This is a genomic window from Methylobacillus methanolivorans (assembly GCF_044751345.1).
Classification (GTDB): domain Bacteria; phylum Pseudomonadota; class Gammaproteobacteria; order Burkholderiales; family Methylophilaceae; genus Methylobacillus; species Methylobacillus methanolivorans.
In genome coordinates, this window is sequence record NZ_JBIWXY010000001.1 from 1,826,013 (window position 1) to 1,846,396 (window position 20,384).

A 20,384-nucleotide genomic window follows, 5' to 3' on the forward strand; every position below is an offset into this window, starting at 1 on the left:
TTGATTAGCCGACTATTTTAATGCAAAAGCGCTCGAGTTCATAACGCAGGAAAAGTAAAAGCCCGCAAATGCGGGCTTTTACTTCAAACATCCATATTAGAAAGACATACAAACAGTGAAAGTACCACCATCAGGAACACCTCCATTCTCAAGCGAGTTGCCAGCTGTACCAACAGCAGCAGGAGTAGTAGCAACACGCACAGCTCCGTTATTTGTCAACCCATCATCCAGCAACACATCAATCTGCTTTGCTAGCCGCCCAGTAATTCCCTCAGAACACACAACAAATGTACCCACCATAGGATTGGCTTCATCCTGAATCGTATTGAACCCATTCAGGCTTTGCACTCCAATACGTCCGCCGTCTGCATTCCTTGGAATATAAGCATCAGTTCCAACTTGCGTCGAACCTGTCGCCAAACCCGCCAGCCGGACATGCTGCCAGAATAAGTAAGACTCATCTGTCTGCGTAACAGAATTCCAATGTCCATCAATTCGCCCATTACCACGACTAGCGGCCGCCGCCGGTGTCCCATTGGTTATATGCATAGCAACAGCCGCATCATCCCCAGGCAATGCTCTATACTTATCCTGATATCCATAAAGCAATATCTGTACGTTTTTTAAATCATTGGCAATATTTTTCGCTTTGGCACTATTAATCAATTCCTGCCCCTTGAGCACGCCGCCCAGCAGCAGACCGATAATCACCAGGACTATCGCCAGCTCGATCAGCGTGAAGCCGGATGTTTTTTTCATATGCTATCCTTGCGCGAGGTTGCCGGCATGGCAGCCCCAAATAAATAAGTTGGTATGAGATATGCAACTCTCATGCCAATTAACATCCAGCCCAAATTAAAGATAAACCCAATAACGGCGCAGGTTTCAACCAGATTTGGCCGAATTCCATGCTTGCCAAAACATCGCCAAAGTGTTGAGATTTCGTCCATAGTGACAAAATTACGACACTCATTACTAGAGATGCCTTTATTTCATGGCCAGTCTGAATAGCCTGAGCAACACCTACCGCCCCAGTGCATCCACCATGCAACAGTGGATGTTAGGGTTGATGTTGTTAAGCCTGCACGGCGTCATGCTTTGGGGATTTGATGACCCGTTGCAAAAAGGCCTCCTGCTCTGCCATTACGGCTTGTTCCTGATCTGGCAGCCGATCTGGCAAACCAAGGAAAAGCTTTCAGCGCAGGCCATACTTCTGTTTGCGGCAGGCGGCATTTTGCTCGCTACGTTTGTCAGTTGGTGGCTGCTTGCCATCTGGCTTTCTGCCTTGTTTGGCCTGCTGGGCGGGCGCATCTTTTCGGCAACTGCACAGGCCTCGCGCCTCAGTTACTTATTCGCCGCCACGTATCTGCTTTCAGTCCTGCTGCTGTGGGTCATCCCTCATTTACTAGGTGCCGATACGGCAATAGAAGTAGCAGCCTTCCTGATGTTCTACCTGCTACCCATCCTGCCACTGGTGATCTTGTTTCTGCGCGTCAAGCAAGAAACCCATCAACATGCGCCTATCCTCGATTTTTTCTACACACTGTTGCTGTTCCTGCTTTCGGTGACGCTCATCCTGAGCATTGTCACGATCTCGCGTACCACTGAAGCAGATTATGCTGAAGTAGTGGTGTGGGTAGTGTTTGGCCTGGCAGGCGCATTGGTGCTGGCCAGCTGGCTATGGAACCCGCGCGCTGGCTTTAGCGGCATCGGGCAGCTGCTATCACGCTACCTACTGAGCGTAGGCTTGCCATTCGAGCGCTGGATCAAGAATATCGCCGAGCTTGCCGAGCGAGAAACCAGCGCCAAAGAGTTCATGCATGCAGCCATGAATGAAGTAGAGACCTTGCCCTGGGTGGCAGGTGGACACTGGCAAACCGAAGAGGATGAAGGCGAATTTGGCGCCCAGGCACCTTACCATGCTGATCTTGAGTTTCACGATTTCCACCTCACGCTTTATAGCCGCTGGCCTCTCACGCCAGCCCTGATCATCCATCTCAAACTACTCACGCAAATCCTAGGCGAGTTTCATGAAGCGAAGCGCCGCGAGGAGGCCTTGCTGCAAAACACTTATATGCAGGCCATCTATGAAACTGGCGCAAGACTCACGCACGACATGAAAAACATCGTGCAATCCATGAACGCACTATGCAGCGCTGCGGAACAAGCAACAGAAGCAGATAACGATCGCCTGGTAGCGCTGATTCGTAAACAGTTGCCTCTCCTCAACCAACGCTTGGCATTGACGCTGGACAAGCTGGGAGCGCCGCGCAACGAGGCCACGCGCATGCTGCCCCTACTAGAATGGTGGGACAACCTGCAACAACGCTACAACGGCACACGCATCAGCTTCAGCGAAATCATCATGATGGATAGCGAATGCAAAATCGATAGCGAGGTGTGGGACAGCGTAGTAGATAACTTGCTACAAAATGCCCTGGCAAAAGCCAGGCAAGAACCTGAAATTGCTATCCACGCTCATGTAGTAATGAATGAACAGGTTTTTGTTGAAGTCACCGACAGCGGCAACCCGATGCCGGATGATGTGGCTGCAAGCCTGTTCCGCAAGCGTATCCGCTCCGAAGGTGGGCTGGGCATCGGGCTATACCAGGCTGGACGCCAAGCACAACAAGCAGGCTACCAGCTCTCACTGGTAAACAACCAGCCGCGCCAAGTATGCTTCAGGCTAGCAATGAAATAGCATAAGACTCAACCAGGCAGGCGCCACATTACGCAATAAAAAACCCGGCTGAAGCAGTTTTTTTATTAGCTTGGCTAATCACCAATGACAAAATGTTTGGGATGGGGCCTCTAGAACAAATCGTTGAAACGTTGATATAGCAATGAATCTAAATATAGTAGTTTTTCAGTTACCCCCTTAGTTACCCCAATTTTTTTATTGCTACCTAATTTGGGTAAGGTATGAATCGGGCACTTTCATATGAGTGCTTTGGGCACCGTAAAATTATTGACTAATCATTAAGCAGATGTTTCATTTTTACAACGTGTAGACATCACTCCGTGGCCCTCCGACTTTATAGCTAAAGGCAGCTTGATGATACTCCAGCGCTGCTATGGGTGTAGTTTCTGCGTGGTGAGGTTGGGGTGGTTTAGTTATTTGCAACTTATAAACAGATTAAGGACAATTGTAGCTATCTCTCAAATCATCAGTTTAAAACGGCATTCCTCTCCATGAAACCCTCAGAGTTATTAGAACAGTTAAACCTTCTTGATGAGAATGAACGCATAGAAGCAAAAAGCGCCAGTGAAGTGGGTAAATCTCTATTGGAGACTGTGTGCGCGTTTTCAAATGAGCCAGGCCTTGATGGAGGATGGATTCTGCTAGGGGTGCAAAGGGATGATTCGTCTTTATTCACATCATATGTAGTCAATGGAGTCGCCAATCCTGACAAAGTGAGTGCAGATTTAGCTAGCCAGTGTGCTACTACATTCAATACGTCTGTCAGGGTGGACATATCCACAGAGCAAATAAATGGCAAGACAGTAATTGCTGTTTATGTGCCAGAGGCTTCGCCACAAGATAAGCCCGTCAGTTTCAAAGCAACGGGACTGCCCAAAGGTGCTTATAGACGTATAGGTAGCACAGATCAAAGGTGTACCGATGATGATTTGGAAATTTTTTTCCAATCTCGGCATGCGGAAAGTTTCGATGCAGGTGTCGTTTTAGATGCATCTATAGATGATTTTGATGAAGCGGCAATTAATGACTACCGTAAGTCTCGAGCAGATGCCAATCCTGATGCGGAAGAGTTAAGGTGGACCGATATTGAGCTTCTTGAAGCAATCAAGGCAGTTAGGCGTACTGTACAAGGTGATTTTAAGCCTACAGTTGCTGGAATTTTGCTTTTCGGAAAAAGCTTTGCCCTTAGGCGATCATTTCCCATGACTAGGGTGGATTACATTCGAGTACCTGGGAGAGAGTGGGTACCACAGCCAGATGTTCGCTTTGAAAGCGTAGAGTTGAGGGGGCCATTATTCAGCTTACTTCGCCGAACACAAACTTCGATCATTGATGACTTGCCCAAGGCCTTTGGATTAGATGAAGGATCTCTCCAGCGAAATGACACCCCGATAATACCTCTGCGCGCTTTACGTGAAGCCATCGTCAACGCTTTGCTCCATAGAACTTATCGCACCAATGCTCCAGTTCAAGTAATTCGATATTCAAATCGATTGGAAATACGGAATCCAGGATTTTCCTTGAAATCTCCTGAGCATTTGGGGGAGCCAGGCTCTATACCTCGAAACCCCGTCATTGCCGCAGTTTTAAATGAAACTCGCTTTGCTGAAACCAAAGGAAGTGGCATTCGCGCCATACGCGAAGCTATGGAATCTAGCGGTTTAGTGCCACCATTGTTCGAATCTGATCGCAGCCAAGATATTTTTGTGACACAGTTTCTATTTCATCACTTCTTGGGTGAGGATGATTTACGTTGGCTGTCCAGGTTTAAGGACTTGCATCTTAATAATGAAGAGTGCAGGTCTCTTGTCGTGGCAAGAGAGGCTGGCTTTATAGATAACGCTACTTATCGAGCTATCAATAAGGTTGACGCTTTGGCAGCTAGTAGTGCTTTACGTAAGCTTCGTGATGCTGGCCTGCTTGTCCAACAAGGTAGGGCTTCAGCAACATACTACATACCTACATTGAAGTTAATAGGAGATAAGAGCTTAGATAGTAAGGTGGAGGCGTTATCTAGTAAGGAGAGTGAGCTATCTAGTAGGCCTACAGAATTATCTAGTGAGCTTGATTCCTTATCTAGTAAGGATAACTCCCAACATAGTAGGGAGCTTGAAGGTGCACGTAACTCCATATTGGATATTTTACCGGGCCAGTTGGCAGCAAAGGTTGGAGCTGTAGGTCGGCGCCACCCTCCTTCTGAAGTGCAAGATCTCATTGTGGAGCTTTGCCAGTACAGAGCATGGCGAGTTGATGAGTTATCTTTGATCTTAAAGAGGAATGCTGAAACTATTAGACAGAACTACTTGAGACCTTTGCTTAGCCAAAAACGTATTGCGATGATAATGCCTAACACGCCAAGCTCCCCATTGCAGGCATATACAGCAGCTGCTCTCACCCATTCAGTAAGTAGTGAATAGCCTTTGAGAACAGGCCACAGGGAGCCTAAGCACAGGCACATCAACTAGCAGGCAATAAAAAAGGCCGCATCACTGCGGCCTTTTTTATGATGAAATCACTTACAACTCACCATAAGAATGCAAGCCAGACAGGAACATGTTCACCCCGAGGAAAGCAAAGGTAGTGACTACCAAACCGACCAGTGCCCACCAGGCCAAGATAGGGCCACGCAGCCCCTTAACGAGCCGCAGGTGTAACCAAGCCGCATAGTTGAGCCAGACAATCAAGGCCCAGGTTTCCTTAGGATCCCACGACCAGTAACCGCCCCAAGCCTCAGCAGCCCACATGGCACCAAGAATAGTAGCGATGGTAAAAAAGGCAAAACCTACAGAAATCGCCTTGTACATCAGATCATCCAGCACTTCCAGGCTGGGTAGGCGTGAAGCAAGAATACCCTTGCTCACCAGCAGATAAGCAGCAGCCACCATCGCTGCCAGCGCAAATGTGCCATAGCCGATAAAGTTGGCCGGTACGTGGATTTTCATCCAGTAAGATTGTAGTGCGGGCACCAGTGGCTGGATTTCATACGCTTGGCGATCAAAGGTATACCAGAGGATAAAGCCGACCGCGGCATTGATCACGATCAACACAAAGCCACCCAATTGACGCGTGGCATAGCGAGCTTCGTAATAAAGATAAGCCAGCGCGGTAATCAGGCAGAAGAGGATAAAGACTTCATAAAGATTGCTGATAGGGATATGCCCGACATCGGGAGCAATCAGGTAAGACTCGTACCAACGTACCATGAGCCCGACAAAACCCATGACCACCGCAGACCAAGTCAAACCCGACCCTACCTTGAAGGCAAAGGCAGAGCGCGCGAACAAGCCCAGCCAATAAGCCAGCATAGCCAGGACAAACAGTACGTTCATCCACATAATGGCAGACTGGCTGGCAAACAAGAATTTGAGGAGGAACACTTGTTCAACACTGGCCCGGCTGCCATTGTAGAGCTGTATGGCACCAAGGCTGATTGCTGCAACTACCAGCAACAAGGTACGCACCGGCTTCCATTGCCAGCCTAGCCAGCTAAACAAGGCAACGGACCCAAACAAGATACCGACTTCATAAGCATCCATGAACTCAGCGTATTGCTGGAAAGCAAACAAGCCACCCAACAACAACAGCAACGCATAGCCCCAATCCAGCAGCCCCAAGCGCTTGAAGAATGGTTCAGGCACATCTTCCATATAGGCAGTTTTCATCATCAACCTCAATGCATGTTGGTTACGTGACAGGTAGTCACACTTGCTGGTTTTCCAGCAGGCGCGCGAGTTTGTCGCGCATCTTGTCGAATTCAATATCGAAATCGCGGTTCTTGCGGTTAGCCGACATGGCAAACAGCACACGATTGTTTTCCGGCTTCACCAGCAGCCAGATACGGCGCTCGCGAATATAAATCATGGCAAAAATGCCCAACACCAATAATACCGATCCAGAATACACCAGCACCTTGCCGGGTGAACGTGTCAATTGCAAACCACTGGACTGGCGATGATCGAACCCGCTCAATTGCAGATATAGCGGTGCCCCATAATGGAAGCTATCGCTGATCGCATGCAGGCTATCCTCTATGAAAAACTGCAAGGCATCACCGTTTTCAGCAGGAGGCAAGCCAGCACGCTCACGACTGATGGCATGTGCCGCGAAAGCCGCTGTAGTCACTACCTTGACATAAGCCTGTGCCGCACCTGCCCGCTGCGCCTCCGGCACGGCTTCGTCGATCATCTCGGCCACCTTGCCGAAACCACCCTGGCTGAATGCCTGCAACAACTGCATGACACTGGCCTCGAACCTGCTCCGCGTTTCCGTATTCAGCTCGCTGTGGCTGGATAAAGCCAATTGCGAAACACGGCGCACGATTTCAGGATACAGCGATTGGTCAAACATGGCGGCACGGAAGTTCATGTACCCATCGATACTGCCTGCATCATCCGCAGGTATGCGCAAGTAACGATAGCTATCCTGCTGCATTGAGCGCATGCCAGAGAGGAAATATTGCCGCCCATCCAATATTAGCGGGTTCATGTAATTCACATACTCATGCGCCTGGCCTTCAGCATCGCGCACCTTGAAGGTGACATTCGGCCCAACATTACGTGGCTTACCCTTACCATCAGTAGAAAGATTGAGGATATTAAACAGGCGGAAATCAGATAGCTCGACGCTCAATGGGCTATTGCCACCACTCACATCATATTTGTTGAACACATTGCCAGAAAATGGAATATTGTCCGCATGGCTTCCGAGCAGGTTCCACACCTTGAAATCAAGCTTGGAGCCGCCATCGCCAAAATCAGACTGATAAATCGCGACACCTTTGTAGATCAACGGGTGATTAACCTTGATGGTTGCCGTGATCGGCTCCTCATGCTCCGGGTCGATGATCATGACATCGCTCTCGAACGACTTGGGCTGACCAGTCTCATAATGCTCGATGCGGAACGCTTTCAGCACAATGCTAAATGGCAGATCCTGTACCAGATATCCATCGCGCACCCGCATAAAGGCAGCATTGGCACCGGCACCTTCAGGCAAGGTCATATTGGCACGGAAAGAAAGATTCGCAGGTGACATGCGGCTTTCAGCCGGCACCTTGCGCTCGGGGATGTCACGCGTTTCCACCACCTTGTATCCCAGCAACTCTTGCGCCTTGAATACCAGGTTGCCATCCATGAGGCCACCAATACAGATAATCACGATAGCTGCATGCGTGAGGATGTATCCCAGGCGCTGATAACTACCCGCCTTGGCTGCAAGCAAGTGCCCGCCATCTTCCTGCGCTACCGTCTTATAGCGAAAGCCGTGCTGCGTCAGGAATTTTGCCAGGCGCGAGGTCGTTTCCTCAGTGGAATAGGGCGTGTGGTACTCATGCTTGTGACTGAAACTACGCAGTGAAACCTCTTTTGCTGTTTCACGGAATGCACGCAACTCCCGCAGCATCAGGGGAGTATTGCGATAAATACAGAGTGAGGTGGAAAGGACCAGAAAAACCAGAATGACTAGAAACCAGCCTGAGTGGTATACATCGTACAGGCCGAGAAACTCGAAAAACTCAAACCAGAACTGGCCAAATTGCACCACGTAATTGGTATAAGGCTCATTCTGCTTCAGCACTGTCCCGATAATTGAGGCAATGCCAAGCACGACCAATACGCTCACTGCAAAACGCATGGAACTCAGCAGCTCGTATAACCTATGCCTATGGGACTGTACGGATTTCAAAACAAGACCATTCAAAAAATTTGAGGTGAGACCTTAGATATCGATGATTGGTTGCAGCCTGACGATATAAAAAATTAAGGGCGGCTATTGCCACCCTTAACGCTCGCACTTGGCTTTTGGTTGTCAGACTTGTGCAATAAGCTGCCAGATTTTACTTCAAGCCCTGAATATAATCAGCAACTGCAGCAATATCAGCATCTGTCATCTTGGCAGACACCATGCGCATCATCTTGGCAGCATCGTTCTTGCGTTGACCATCGCGGAAAGCTTTTACCTGGCTCGTTGTGTAGTTGGCATGCTGGCCAGCCAAACGTGGGAAACCAGGCGCAATACCTTCACCATTGGCACCATGACAGGAAGCACATGCTGGAACACCCGCACCAGGAATACCCGTCTTGAAAATCTTTTCACCTACCGACCCTGGGCCATTGCTCACAGATGGCGTAGAACGTGGAGCCTGCTTGGCGTAATGTTCAGCAACCACTGCCATATCTTCATCGCTCAATGGAGCAACAATGCCCATCATGACTGGGCTCATGCGCACATTGGCCTTGATATTCTTCAACTGCTTTTCTAGGTACGCAGCATGCTGACCCGCGATTTTCGGGAACATAGGCACCATGCTATTGCCGTCAGGGCCGTGACAGCCAGCACAAATCTGGGCCTGAGCAGGTACTTTGCTTACGACGTCATCTTCATCGTCGTCATCTTCTGCATGCGAAACTGCTGCAGTTGCCAGCATCATGGCACTCATGATCAGTACCGCATATTTACGCAACAACATAGCCACTCCTAAAGTTCTTTTCAGATACCAATACTGCGAATAGGGTCGCATTTTATATAAAAAACCCCACTTCGTGCTAATATTTTTCCCTTTCCGACGATACCTCCTGCCGAATCCATGCCTTTGTTTCAAAACGCCACTTTCTACATCTCCGCACACAAGCTGAGTGATCTTCCACCCCCAGCTGGCGTTGAAGTTGCCTTTGCCGGACGTTCCAACGCTGGTAAATCCAGCGCACTCAACACGCTGGCCAACCACAATCGACTGGCATTTGTCAGTAAGCAACCTGGGCGCACCCAGCTCATCAACTTCTTCAGCCTAGGGAACGAACGCTTCCTGGTGGACTTGCCTGGCTATGGTTATGCCAAGGTGCCGGAAGCCATGCGCAAGCACTGGCAGCTCACGCTGGCCAACTACTTGAGCCAGCGTCCGTGCATTGGCGGGCTGGTCTTGGTGATGGACTGCCGCCATCCCCTTACCCCGCTAGATCGCCAGATGCTGGATTGGTACAGCCCAAGCGGCAAGCCCATCCATGCCCTGTTGACCAAGTCGGACAAGCTATCGCGCCAAGCGGCCAACCAGACATTGCAACAAGTCAGGAAAGAGCTTGAGGCAAACTGGGGAAATTGCAGCGTACAGCTATTCTCCAGCCTGAAAAAACAAGGCGTGGAGGAAGCTGAAGCAGTGATCGGGCGCTGGTTATTTACGCCGGAAGATGATGTCCCAGACGCCGTGGCCTAGCTTGATGCCGCGGTTCTCGAACTTGGTCAACGGACGATAGTCCGGCTTGGGGGCGTAATCCTGTGCAGTGTTTTCCAGCAAGGGTTCCTGCTGCAACACATCCAGCACCCACTCGGCATATTCCTGCCAATCGGTTGCCACATGCAGGTAAGCGCCCGCTTTCAGCTTGCTGCATAGCAGCTTAACGAACTCAGCCTGAATCAACCGGCGCTTGTGATGGCGCTTTTTGTGCCAAGGATCAGGGAAGAAAATATGCACGCCATCCAGGCTGGCATCAGGAATCATGTGTTTTAACACTTCCACCGCATCGTGCTGAACGATGCGCAGGTTCTTGAGTTCCAATTCTCCAATCTGCTTGAGCAAGCTGCCCACCCCAGGAGCGTGCACCTCTACCCCAAGGAAATCACGTTCAGGCTGAGTCTGGGCAATCTTGGCCGTGCTATCGCCCATACCAAAGCCAATTTCCAGGACTTTCAGGCTGGTATCACGCCCAAATAGCGCATTCAAGTCGATCAGCGCCGGTGCATAAGGCACACCAAATACCGGCATTAATTCATCCAGGGCGCGTTGCTGCCCATGGGTCAAGCGACCTTGGCGCAATACAAAGCTACGGATGGGGCGCTTTGCGAGCTCTTCCTTGCTGATATTTTCCTTGTCTGCTGCCTCTTGATCCATGCTTGACTCAACCACTGAAAAAACCGCGATTATAGGGTATGCGAACGGTCACCGCGAACAAAACCCGAGAGCGGCACCACTCCTCGCCCCAAAGCTAACACCTTGAACAGCTCACCCATTTCCGCGGGCGACAAGAGCTTTTGCGCCTGGCTGGCCAGCGGTGCATATTGCTTGAGATCATGCACTGGCACGCGCAACATCAGGTCAGTGATGCCACAATTGATGAGGAATTGCGCCTGTCCACAATATCCCAGCAATTGCAGGCCTTGCGCCTGGCCTGCCTCGGCCATGGCAGAGAAATCCACATGAGCGGTAATATCCTGCAACCCTGGATGAAAGAGTGGATCAGGATGCGCATGATGGCGGTAATGGCACATCAACGTGCCCTGCTGACGTTGCGGATGATAGTACTCCGCCCGTGAAAACCCATAATCAATGAACAGCAGCACGCCCTGTTGCAAGCACTCTGCCAGGCTTGCCACCAGCGCACGGGCTGCCGGACTCACTTCCGTCTGGTAAGGCTCTGGCAAGTTAAGCGTATCAATATCAGCCACCAAGGCCTGATTCAGCAATGCCCGCGGCATCAGCATCAAGCCTGCTTGATCATCGGCCGTGACCCCCATCTCCTGCCACCCTGTGCCGTACTTGCTGACCACATGCACAGGAACAGCATCCAGCACTTCATTGGCGAGCATCACTCCAGTGAAGCTCTCAGGCAGGGCATCCAACCAGCACACTCGCTCATACAGCGCGGGAGCAAGCACGGCTTGCAGGTGCTGCTTTTGCACGGCCTGCAAATCCGCGCTGACTTCCAGGATCAGGTATTGATCCGGCAATTTACCAACACGCTGCATTTCCTCGAGAATAGCTGCAGCCAGCCTGCCACGCCCGGCACCAAGCTCCAACACACTACCGCCTGTCTGCGCCAACACCTCCATTACCTGCCGCGCCAGGGTGTGACCGAACAAGGGCGTCATTTCCGGCGCGGTGACGAAATCCCCGGCTTCGCCAAATTTTGTTGCTCCCGCACTGTAATAACCTAGGCCAGGGGCGTACAACGCCAGCTCCATATACCGGGCAAAGCTGATCCAGCCGCCAGCCGCGGCTAATTCGTCGCGAATCAACGCAAGCAATTGAGCGCTATGGGCAATTGCATGGGTATCGGGAAGAGGTAAGGCAGAGATATTCATGGTATTAGATTATAATCTCGCGTTCTTCCCGAATATCGATGCGATCTGGAACATTTGGTGGATTCCTCTCTGGAAAATAAAGTTATTTTGATCACTGGCGGTGCTAAACGCGTCGGTGCGGCGATTTGCCGCCTGTTGCATGCCGGTGGCGCGCAACTGATGATCCATTATCGCAGCTCAGATGACGAAGCACGCACGCTGCAAACGGAGCTTAACCTGCAACGTCCAAATTCCGTCGCGATCATTCAGGGAGATTTGTTAAGACTCAGCGTACTGCCCAAGCTGGTGCAAGAAACCGTGCAGCATTTTGGTCGGCTGGATGCACTGATCAACAATGCCTCCAGCTATTATCCCAGCGAGTTGGGTACCATCAACGAGCACCAATGGGAAGACCTGATCGGCCCCAATCTCAAGGCGCCCCTGTTTCTTTCGCAAGCGGCAGCGCCTGAACTGAAAAAAACCCACGGCACCATTATCAATATCACCGATATGCACGTAGAGCGGCCCAAGAAGGGCTATATCGTCTACAGCGTTGCCAAGGCTGGGCTGGTGACCTTAACCAAATCGCTCGCGCATGAGCTGGCACCCGAAGTCAGGGTCAACGCCGTCGCACCCGGGCCAGTGTTATGGCCTGAGAACAACCCGCAATTTGACGAGGTATATCGCCAGCGCGTGATCTCGCAGACACTGCTGAAGCGGATTGGCGAAGGCGACGATGTTGCCAAGGCTGTGCGCTTCCTGTTGCAGGATGCCCCTTTCATTACCGGACACGTGATCGCCGTCGATGGCGGACGCTCACTCAATCTTTAAAAGTATTTGTTAATCATGATCAAACATTATCCCGACGACGCCTCCAATAGTTTCCTCAAACTGCGCAACAGCTTGATCAGCGCCACTGGCAAGGCGATTGGCGACTACAACATGATAGAGGAAGGCGACACCATCCTCGTCTGCATGAGCGGTGGCAAAGACTCCTACACCATGCTCATGATGTTGCTAGCCTTGCAGGAACGTGCGCCCGTCAACTTCAAGCTGATCGCCATGAACCTGGATCAAAAGCAACCAGGCTTCCCCGAACACATCCTGCCTGCTTACCTTGCACAGCTTGGCGTAGAGCACCGTATTGTCGAAGCCGACACCTACTCTATCGTCAAAGAGAAGATTCCCGAAGGCAAAACCACTTGCTCACTGTGTTCGCGCCTGCGTCGCGGCATTATCTACCGTACCGCACAAGAGCTTGGGGCGAACAAGATCGCACTGGGCCACCATAGAGACGACATCGTTGAAACCTTGTTCCTCAATATGTTTTTCGGCGCCAAGATGAAAGCCATGCCGCCTAAACTAGCCACCAACAAAGGCGAGTTCCACGTTATCCGCCCATTGGCTTATTGCTCAGAAAAAGATATTGCCAGCTATGCACGCGGCATGAGCTTCCCCATCATCCCTTGCGATCTCTGCGGCTCACAGGAAAACCTGCAACGCCAGAAGGTGAAGGACATGCTGCAAGCCTGGGAACGTGAGCAGCCTGGACGCGTCAACAATATCTTCCGCGCCATCTGCAATGTAGAGCCATCACACCTGGGCGATACCGATCTTTATGATTTCAAGCATATGTCGCAAACCAAGGTGGAAGACGAAGACCCATTGTTCGGCGACATCGACAAAGAAAACAACCCGGCCCTGAGCTTGGTTTCCAGCGAAGGTTCACGCATCGAGTTCAAACGCAACATCGCTTAAACACTCCCTTCAAAACAAGAAAGTGCTGTCGGCAAGCACCTAAATTTACAGCGCTTTCTTGTGTAGCAAGCAATTTACTCTTATCATCTGCCGCTCCGCATCCCACAAATTGTGTGTCCATGTCAAAACTGCTGATCGTTGAATCACCTTCCAAAGCCAAGACCCTGCAAAAATACCTGGGCAAGGATTTTGAGGTTCTGGCCTCATATGGACACGTGCGCGACCTGATCCCCAAAACCGGGGCGGTTGATCCCGAGCATGACTTCGCGATGAAGTATGAAGTGATCGACCGCAACTCGCGCCATGTGGATGCCATTGCAAAAGCGGTCAAGAATGCTGATGCCATCTACCTCGCCACCGACCCGGATCGCGAAGGGGAAGCTATTTCCTGGCATATTGCCGAAATCCTCAAAAGCAAGAAGCTGCTCAAGGACAAGCTGCTGAAACGCGTGGTGTTTCACGAAATCACCAAGAACGCGGTACAACACGCGATTGACGAACCGCGCGACATCTCTATGCCGTTGGTCAATGCCCAGCAGGCGCGCCGGGCGCTGGATTATCTAGTTGGCTTCAACCTATCGCCCTTACTCTGGAAGAAAATCCGCCGCGGCCTCTCCGCTGGACGCGTACAAAGCCCGGCATTGCGCCTGATCGTCGAGCGCGAACTCGAGATCGAAGCCTTCACCAGCCAGGAATACTGGACTATCCACCTGGAATCTGCCAAACACCAGCATGTGTTCGATGCCAAGCTGGTGCAGCTTGATGGTCAGAAGGTAGAGCAATTCACCGTCACCAGCCAGGAGCAACAACAAGGCATTGTCGGCAAACTGCTCGCAGCCAGCGCAGGCAAGACTACAGTTACCCGCGTCGAGAAGAAACAGCGCAGCCGCAGCCCGGCAGCACCATTCACGACTTCCACGCTACAACAGGAAGCCGTGCGCAAGCTGGGCTTCACCACCAGCCGCACCATGCGCGTCGCACAGCAATTGTATGAAGGTATCGACATCGGTAGCGGCACTGTTGGCCTCATTACGTATATGCGTACTGACAGCTTCAGCCTGGCTGCCGAAGCAGTGATGCAGATTCGCGACTACATCAAGAAGAATTTCGCTGCCGACTACCTGCCGAAGTCACCCATCATGTACAAGACCAAGGCGAAGAACGCACAGGAAGCGCACGAGGCGATACGCCCAACCGATATTACGCGCACTCCAGCCAGCGTTCGCGCCTACCTGACGGATGAGCAGTTCAAGCTTTATGAAATGATTTGGAAGCGTGCATTGGCGTGCCAGATGACACAAGCCAAATTTGACGCTGTGAGTGTAGACCTTGCGGTTGGCAGTGAAGCCAACCTGTTCCGTGCCACTGGCCAAACCCTGGTATTCCCGGGCTTTATTGCTGTTTACATGGAAGGCGTGGACGACGAGGAAGAAGAAAGCGAAAGCAAGCTGCCACACCTGGAAACAGGTGAAGTACTCGCGGTGCAGAAAATCTTTGGCGACCAACACTTCACCGAACCGCCGCCACGCTATTCCGAAGCCAGTTTGGTCAAGGCACTGGAAGAGTTCGGCATTGGCCGTCCTTCCACTTATGCCAGCATCATTTCCACCCTGCAAGATCGCGAATATGTCTTGCTCGATAAAAAGCGCTTCACACCTACCGATGTAGGCCGCGTGGTCAACAAGTTCCTCACCGAGCACTTCACGCGCTATGTCGACTATGGCTTTACTGCCAACCTCGAGAACGAGCTTGACGATATCGCCGAAGGCGGACGTGAATGGATTCCTGTACTCAATGATTTCTGGCAAGGCTTCAGCAACCAGATTCAGGAAAAAAGCAATGTAGAACGTCCTGGCGTGGAAGTACTGGATGAGCCATGCCCGAAATGTGGCAAACCGCTGCAATCGCGTCTCGGGCGCTTTGGCAAGTTTATTGGCTGTTCAGGTTTCCCCGAGTGCGACTATATCCGCAACCCGAGTGCCAATAGCAACAACAATGAGCCCACAGTCATCGGTCAAGAACCGGAAAGTGGCAAAGATATCCTCTTGCTCAATGGCCCCTACGGTCCTTACCTACAGATCGGCCTACCCGAAGCAGACAGCAAGAAAAAGCCGAAGCGCGTGAGCATTCCCAAGGAAATCTCTGCGGCCAGCATGGATATGGAGACTGCGCTAAAACTGATCGCATTGCCACGTGACCTGGGCCAACACCCAGAAACTGGCAAGAAAATCGTTGCCAACATCGGGCGTTTTGGACCTTATGTCAATCATGACGGCAAGTTCAAATCCATTCCCAAGAGCGACAGTGTTTTTGACATTGATATGCCACGCGCGGTTGAGCTATTGGCGCAAGCCAACGCAGGCCCTGCGCCAATCAAGGAACTAGGCGCTCACCCAACGGAAGAAGGGACGATTGCCATCTACTCTGGACGCTTCGGCCCCTATGTACAACACGGCAAGCTACGTGCCACACTACCTAAGAGCCAGGAGCCTGAAAGCCTGACCATGGAACAGGCCCTGGAACTGTTGGCAGCCAAGGCGGCCAAGGATGCTCCTGCCAAGAAAACCAAGGCGACTTCCAAGGCTTCAGCGAAGAAAGCCACCACCAGCACAAAAGCCAAGAAATCCACGACCACGACACGCAAGAAAAAGACCGCGGACGACGAGTAAAATCACTACAGGAATTCAAGGTAATAAAAAAGCGGCCTCAAGCCGCTTTTTTATTATTGTTACCCTAGAAGCTTTACTCAACGAGACTTCATTTCACTAGCTCGCATGACGATGGTTAGTACTGCTTTCTATCCATTTGCGGATTTTCTGGGCATCACCTACACGGGCATTTTTGCTGAAAGAGTCCAGCAAGACGATGATAAGCGGTTGCCCACCCACTTGCGCCTGCATGACCAAACAACGCCCGGCCTCGTTGATATAGCCAGTCTTTGAGAGTCCAATCACCCAGTCGCTATTGCGCACCAGCACATTGCTATTCACGTATTGCAAGGGTGCACGCGTGTTGCTCACGGGCACCGCATAAGAACTGCTGGTCGACACATGTCGAATCTCGGGATATTGATATGCGGCACGCACCATTTTCACCAAATCTTCTGCCGTCGAGACATTGGCGCTGTTCAAGCCAGTGGGATCAGCAAAGCGAGAATGCAGCATCCCTAGCTGCAATGCCTTGGCATTCATCGCTGCGACAAACGATTCAACACCACCTGGGTAATGACGCCCTAACGCTGAAGCTGCGCGGTTTTCAGAAGCCATCAGCGCAAGCTGCAACATTTCTGCACGTGTCAGGGCAGCACCAATCGGCATGCGCGAACCAGTACCCTTGAGAGTATCTATATCTTCACGCGTCACATGCAGCTTTTCGTCCATATCCAATCGAGCATCCAGCACCACCATCGCCGTCATCAGCTTGGTCAGGGAAGCGATGGGAGAAGCAATATCGGTGCCCTTGGCATACAGGATCTCGCCTGAATCTTGATTCACGATCATGGCCTTGCTTGAAGCCAGCTTCAAGCCAGCCGCATCATCCTTGAATACGCCCGCACTTGGGCTTGCCACAGCAACAGCACTGTTGGAGCGTATCGTACTGATGATACGACCACTCGCCTCATTCTTCTTGGCGACTTTGGTCTTGGTTTTTTTCTGCGCAACAACCTTTTTGCTCGCCTTGGTTTTGCTGGCAGCTGTCTTTTGCGGCTTTTTGTCTGCCGCATAAGACAATACGGGCGGCATGCACAACGCCAGCATTGTCAGTAATAGTGTAATTTTACGCATGATGTCACGCCCACCCCGTTCAATGGTCGAGAAGAATAATATCCAAAAAACTTTGATTTGTCATTTACATAGCAACGGAAGTTTATAAACTTTCTTAATAGAAAATCATAAAAAAATCTCGCTATACACTGACTTAGCCGGTTTATGCGAAAATAAAGCAATATTTATCTTCTGAGCTTTTCATGAAAATCCCCGAGCATCTGCAATATACCGCTGAACATCTATGGGTACGTCCACATGAGGATGGGTACTGGCTGGCTGGCATCACCGATTATGCACAAGACCTGCTGGGCGATATTGTCTATGTGGAAGCGCCCAAGCCCGGGAGCCATATAACCGCGGGGCAGCCTTGCGGGCTGGTAGAATCAGTCAAGACCGGCTCCGACTTGCATGCTCCGCTCAACGCAACTGTGATCGCAATCAATGAAGCATTGCAGAGTACGCCAGAAAACATCAACGATAAGCCGTATGACGCCTGGATATTCTCTTTTCAGCCTGATACTGAACCCACAGGTCTGTTAAGCGCGGCTGAATATCAAGCCCTCTTGGGCTAATCCTTTCTTAGTGCTTCAACCACGCGCTCGCGCAAGCTATGCGCCAGCGCCTTTTCCACCTCGGCACTGAGCTTAGGGGTTAAGGCCTGCATTTCCTTCACCAGGGCATCCTGAATAGCTTGGGCAATCACAGGCTGCATATCAGTCATCACTGCCTCGGCGAGCTCTTGGCGCGCGAGTAGTAACTGCGGGTGCATTGTCTCAGGCTGGGCAAACAACGGCTCATCCGAAAACTCTCCATCGTCTTCATCCACATCAGCAGGCAGAAATTTTATGCCAGATTCCTGGGGTTGCTCACCCTCCGCCAATATTGCTAATGCTGCAGCCGGCACAGGTTCAGCTTGTTCGGCATTCGCATCATAAGGCGCCAGCAACTGCTCAATCTCCACCGCACTCAGTGCGCCGTGCCCTGCGTATACGTCAGTCAGCACAGGCACATCATCCTCAGCAACTGGTGCAGGGGCCGCAGTTGCACCGCTCAGCGCATGGATGCGACGTAGCACCAGTGCCAGTTCATCTTGAGGTTGATCACTCATGGAATACTCTTTTCATCATAAAGCCGCACCAGTAGCATCGAATGTACGGATTTCGTAACCGCGATCCCGGTAGAAACGGTAACGCTCACGTGCTGCGGCACGGTCATCCTCGTCCAAACCCACAACTTCAATCAATCGCTTGAAGCGACTAAAGAACGGTGGATACTGGCTATCCAGATTAATCAGGATGTCATCATGTGGCAAAGGATCATGACGCCAATCGATAATGATTGGCGTCTCCGCTGCACGCGGATGCGTAGCATGACAATGCGGAAGAAATCCGATGGGAGGATTGCTCCAGAACAATGTCCCCAACTTTTCCGCTTCCTGCTGAGTAGCAGTCAACACCATCAGTCGCCGCCCACGCTGGGCGGCGCGACTGCTGAGATCAGCCACATGCAAGGCCTTGTTTGGCACGTTGAAGAAGAAATCTACCCGGGTCATGCGACTTTACTTCCCAGCGCGCTGCTTGAGGAACTCGGTCAACAACGGGACTGGACGTCCGGTGGCACCTTTATCCTTGCCGGATTTCCAGGCAGTGCCGGCGATATCCAGGTGCGCCCAGTCATATTTCTTGGCAAAACGTGACAGGAAGCATGCTGCGGTGATACTGCCACCGGCCCTGCCACCAATGTTGGCCATATCTGCAAAATTGCTATCAAGCTGAGGCTGGTAATCATCCCACAGCGGCAAGCGCCATGCACGATCCTGCGCTTCATTACCCGCCTGCAGCAGCTCGTCAGCCAACTCATCCTGGTTACTGAACAAGCCACTGGCATGATGTCCTAATGCGATCACGCACGCGCCTGTCAGGGTAGCCACATCAACCACGGCTTGCGGCTCAAAGCGCTCGGCATAGGTCAAGGCATCGCACAGAATCAGGCGACCTTCAGCATCAGTATTCAAGACCTCGATCGTCTGACCGGACATGCTGGTCAGCACATCACCTGGGCGCGTTGCATTACCGTCAGGCATATTCTCGCAAGTCGGGATGATGCCAACCACGTTGAGTGGCAAGCCCAGCTCGGCAATTGCCTTGAAGGTACCAAGCACGCTGGCAGCCCCACACATGTCGTATTTCATCTCGTCCATGTCGGCACCTGGCTTGAGCGAAATACCACCGGTATCGAAGGTAATTCCCTTGCCCACCAGCACGACAGGCTTCTGCGCCTTCTTGCCTTTTTTGTGCTGTAGCACGATAAGTTTGGGTGGCTGCACACTGCCCTTGGTTACACCAAGGAAGGACCCCATACCCAGCTTCTCGATATCGGCCTGTTCCAACACCTCGACTTGTAGCCCATGGCTTTTGACCAAGGCCTTGGCCTGCTCAGCAAGATAAGTAGGGGTGCAGTAATTCGGTGCCAAGTTGCCAAGATCCTTGGCAAAGCTGACACCAGATGCCAAAGCCTTACCCTGCTTGATCCCCTCGTTACCAGCCGCCACATCATCGCGCTGGGCAACGTGCACCTGTAATTTGGCAATGCCTTTCTTGCCATTGGCTGCTTTGCTCTTAAAACGATCAAAGCGATAAGTACTGTCCTCTGCCACTTCCACCACCTGGGCAACACACCAGGTCACGTCACGCTTCTTGACTGAGACTTCAGCAAGAAATGTCGCGACATCGGCACCCTCTAGGTTACCCAGCACCTTGATGGAAGCACGTACAGCCTGGCGATAGTTGCGTTCGTTGAGTTCACGCTCCTTGCCCAGCCCTACCAGTAGCACACGGCTGGCTGCTACACCGGGAATGGAATGCAACAACACCGTGGAACCGGGCTTGCCATCAATATCCCCAGCTCGCAGGATATTGGTCAAATAGCCATCGGAGACACGATCCAGCGCCTCAGCCGCAGTGGAAAGCTTGCGTGCTTCAAACACGCCAACCACGACGCAATCTTTACGCTGTTTTTCCGGAGTACCACTTTTTATGCTAAATTCCATTCCTTGATCCTTAAGATTAAAGCCTTCTGAATTATCCCGCGTTTTCGCGGTAAATCAA

The 20,384-nt window shown here is 51.5% G+C and carries 17 protein-coding genes; 7 read left to right on the forward strand and 10 right to left on the reverse strand.

Features of this window, described 5'->3' with window-relative positions:
- Positions 1-96 precede the first annotated feature (96 nt).
- Complete coding sequence (locus tag ACIKP9_RS08650) at positions 97-759, reverse strand: prepilin-type N-terminal cleavage/methylation domain-containing protein (protein WP_400881466.1); 663 nt, start codon at positions 757-759, stop codon at positions 97-99.
- Between the two features lie 235 nt (positions 760-994).
- Between ACIKP9_RS08650 and ACIKP9_RS08655 the strand changes: the two genes are divergently transcribed.
- On the forward strand, positions 995-2,701 hold the full coding sequence (locus tag ACIKP9_RS08655; RefSeq protein WP_400881468.1) for a sensor histidine kinase: 1,707 nt from the start codon (positions 995-997) through the stop codon (positions 2,699-2,701).
- A 491-nt stretch (positions 2,702-3,192) separates the two neighbouring features.
- Positions 3,193-5,118 (forward strand): ATP-binding protein, encoded by a 1,926-nt coding sequence (locus ACIKP9_RS08660; RefSeq protein WP_400881469.1) that lies wholly within the window; start codon positions 3,193-3,195, stop codon positions 5,116-5,118.
- Positions 5,119-5,217: 99 nt separating this feature from the next.
- Here the strand turns inward: ACIKP9_RS08660 and ccsB are convergent, their stop codons facing one another.
- From ccsB to ACIKP9_RS08675, 3 genes are all read right to left on the reverse strand, one after another.
- Positions 5,218-6,363: a c-type cytochrome biogenesis protein CcsB gene (gene ccsB / locus ACIKP9_RS08665; RefSeq protein WP_400881921.1), complete on the reverse strand. Its 1,146-nt coding sequence runs from the start codon at positions 6,361-6,363 to the stop codon at positions 5,218-5,220.
- Positions 6,364-6,400: 37 nt separating this feature from the next.
- Positions 6,401-8,332, reverse strand: coding sequence for a cytochrome c biogenesis protein ResB (locus ACIKP9_RS08670; RefSeq protein WP_400881471.1), 1,932 nt, complete (start codon positions 8,330-8,332; stop codon positions 6,401-6,403).
- Positions 8,333-8,534: 202 nt separating this feature from the next.
- Positions 8,535-9,167, reverse strand: a complete 633-nt coding sequence (locus tag ACIKP9_RS08675) for a c-type cytochrome (protein WP_400881473.1) — start codon at positions 9,165-9,167, stop codon at positions 8,535-8,537.
- A 117-nt stretch (positions 9,168-9,284) separates the two neighbouring features.
- Here ACIKP9_RS08675 and yihA point away from each other — a divergent pair, with 117 nt between their 5' ends.
- Positions 9,285-9,908, forward strand: coding sequence for a ribosome biogenesis GTP-binding protein YihA/YsxC (gene yihA / locus ACIKP9_RS08680; RefSeq protein ID WP_230348112.1), 624 nt, complete (start codon positions 9,285-9,287; stop codon positions 9,906-9,908).
- On the opposite strand, the gene trmB is transcribed toward yihA, so the two are convergent.
- Both trmB and ACIKP9_RS08690 read right to left on the reverse strand, forming a co-directional pair.
- The gene (gene trmB, locus ACIKP9_RS08685; protein WP_400881475.1) at positions 9,867-10,583 is read right to left on the reverse strand and encodes a tRNA (guanosine(46)-N7)-methyltransferase TrmB; all 717 of its coding nucleotides are present in this window, start codon (positions 10,581-10,583) and stop codon (positions 9,867-9,869) included. The two genes, yihA and trmB, sit on opposite strands and share 42 nt — an antisense overlap.
- Positions 10,584-10,612: 29 nt before the next feature.
- Positions 10,613-11,773 (reverse strand): class I SAM-dependent methyltransferase, encoded by a 1,161-nt coding sequence (locus tag ACIKP9_RS08690; protein ID WP_400881476.1) that lies wholly within the window; start codon positions 11,771-11,773, stop codon positions 10,613-10,615.
- 57 nt (positions 11,774-11,830) lie between these two features.
- On the opposite strand from ACIKP9_RS08690, the gene ACIKP9_RS08695 reads away from it, so the two are divergent.
- The 3 genes from ACIKP9_RS08695 (at position 11,831) to topA (ending at position 16,179) form a co-directional block, all read left to right on the forward strand.
- Positions 11,831-12,583, forward strand: a complete 753-nt coding sequence (locus ACIKP9_RS08695; protein ID WP_230348115.1) for a pteridine reductase — start codon at positions 11,831-11,833, stop codon at positions 12,581-12,583.
- A 15-nt stretch (positions 12,584-12,598) separates the two neighbouring features.
- The gene (gene ttcA / locus ACIKP9_RS08700) at positions 12,599-13,510 is read left to right on the forward strand and encodes a tRNA 2-thiocytidine(32) synthetase TtcA (RefSeq protein WP_400881477.1); all 912 of its coding nucleotides are present in this window, start codon (positions 12,599-12,601) and stop codon (positions 13,508-13,510) included.
- Positions 13,511-13,629: 119 nt separating this feature from the next.
- On the forward strand, positions 13,630-16,179 hold the full coding sequence (gene topA / locus ACIKP9_RS08705) for a type I DNA topoisomerase (protein ID WP_400881478.1): 2,550 nt from the start codon (positions 13,630-13,632) through the stop codon (positions 16,177-16,179).
- Positions 16,180-16,275: 96 nt separating this feature from the next.
- Here topA and pbpG read toward each other — a convergent pair whose 3' ends face one another.
- Positions 16,276-17,295: a D-alanyl-D-alanine endopeptidase gene (pbpG, locus tag ACIKP9_RS08710; protein ID WP_230348118.1), complete on the reverse strand. Its 1,020-nt coding sequence runs from the start codon at positions 17,293-17,295 to the stop codon at positions 16,276-16,278.
- Between the two features lie 182 nt (positions 17,296-17,477).
- Here pbpG and gcvH point away from each other — a divergent pair, with 182 nt between their 5' ends.
- Positions 17,478-17,849 (forward strand): glycine cleavage system protein GcvH, encoded by a 372-nt coding sequence (gcvH, locus tag ACIKP9_RS08715; protein WP_400881479.1) that lies wholly within the window; start codon positions 17,478-17,480, stop codon positions 17,847-17,849.
- Here gcvH and ACIKP9_RS08720 read toward each other — a convergent pair.
- From ACIKP9_RS08720 to ACIKP9_RS08730, 3 genes are read right to left on the reverse strand one after another with little or no spacing between them, the layout of a single operon-like run.
- Entirely contained in the window at positions 17,846-18,385 is a 540-nt protein-coding gene (locus tag ACIKP9_RS08720) for a hypothetical protein (RefSeq protein ID WP_400881480.1), read from the reverse strand. The two genes, gcvH and ACIKP9_RS08720, sit on opposite strands and share 4 nt — an antisense overlap.
- Positions 18,386-18,400: 15 nt before the next feature.
- A complete protein-coding gene (locus tag ACIKP9_RS08725) occupies positions 18,401-18,829 on the reverse strand; it encodes a DNA polymerase III subunit chi (protein ID WP_400881482.1) in 429 nt (142 codons plus the stop codon).
- Positions 18,830-18,835: 6 nt separating this feature from the next.
- Positions 18,836-20,326, reverse strand: coding sequence for a leucyl aminopeptidase (locus ACIKP9_RS08730; protein ID WP_400881484.1), 1,491 nt, complete (start codon positions 20,324-20,326; stop codon positions 18,836-18,838).
- Positions 20,327-20,384 lie beyond the last annotated feature (58 nt).

Excerpts from the sequence above, each read along its gene's own strand:
- ttcA (WP_400881477.1), top strand. The coding sequence starts at position 12,599 with ATGATCAAACATTATCCCGACGACGCCTCCAATAGTTTCCTCAAACTG.
- ccsB (WP_400881921.1), bottom strand. The coding sequence starts at position 6,363 with ATGAAAACTGCCTATATGGAAGATGTGCCTGAACCATTCTTCAAGCGC.
- trmB (WP_400881475.1), bottom strand. The coding sequence starts at position 10,583 with ATGGATCAAGAGGCAGCAGACAAGGAAAATATCAGCAAGGAAGAGCTC.
- ACIKP9_RS08675 (WP_400881473.1), bottom strand. The coding sequence starts at position 9,167 with ATGTTGTTGCGTAAATATGCGGTACTGATCATGAGTGCCATGATGCTG.
- ACIKP9_RS08660 (WP_400881469.1), top strand. The coding sequence starts at position 3,193 with ATGAAACCCTCAGAGTTATTAGAACAGTTAAACCTTCTTGATGAGAAT.
- ACIKP9_RS08730 (WP_400881484.1), bottom strand. The coding sequence starts at position 20,326 with ATGGAATTTAGCATAAAAAGTGGTACTCCGGAAAAACAGCGTAAAGAT.
- ACIKP9_RS08655 (WP_400881468.1), top strand. The coding sequence starts at position 995 with ATGGCCAGTCTGAATAGCCTGAGCAACACCTACCGCCCCAGTGCATCC.
- ACIKP9_RS08725 (WP_400881482.1), bottom strand. The coding sequence starts at position 18,829 with ATGACCCGGGTAGATTTCTTCTTCAACGTGCCAAACAAGGCCTTGCAT.
- pbpG (WP_230348118.1), bottom strand. The coding sequence starts at position 17,295 with ATGCGTAAAATTACACTATTACTGACAATGCTGGCGTTGTGCATGCCG.
- ACIKP9_RS08720 (WP_400881480.1), bottom strand. The coding sequence starts at position 18,385 with ATGAGTGATCAACCTCAAGATGAACTGGCACTGGTGCTACGTCGCATC.
- topA (WP_400881478.1), top strand. The coding sequence starts at position 13,630 with ATGTCAAAACTGCTGATCGTTGAATCACCTTCCAAAGCCAAGACCCTG.
- ACIKP9_RS08670 (WP_400881471.1), bottom strand. The coding sequence starts at position 8,332 with ATGCGTTTTGCAGTGAGCGTATTGGTCGTGCTTGGCATTGCCTCAATT.
- ACIKP9_RS08690 (WP_400881476.1), bottom strand. The coding sequence starts at position 11,773 with ATGAATATCTCTGCCTTACCTCTTCCCGATACCCATGCAATTGCCCAT.
- gcvH (WP_400881479.1), top strand. The coding sequence starts at position 17,478 with ATGAAAATCCCCGAGCATCTGCAATATACCGCTGAACATCTATGGGTA.
- ACIKP9_RS08650 (WP_400881466.1), bottom strand. The coding sequence starts at position 759 with ATGAAAAAAACATCCGGCTTCACGCTGATCGAGCTGGCGATAGTCCTG.
- yihA (WP_230348112.1), top strand. The coding sequence starts at position 9,285 with ATGCCTTTGTTTCAAAACGCCACTTTCTACATCTCCGCACACAAGCTG.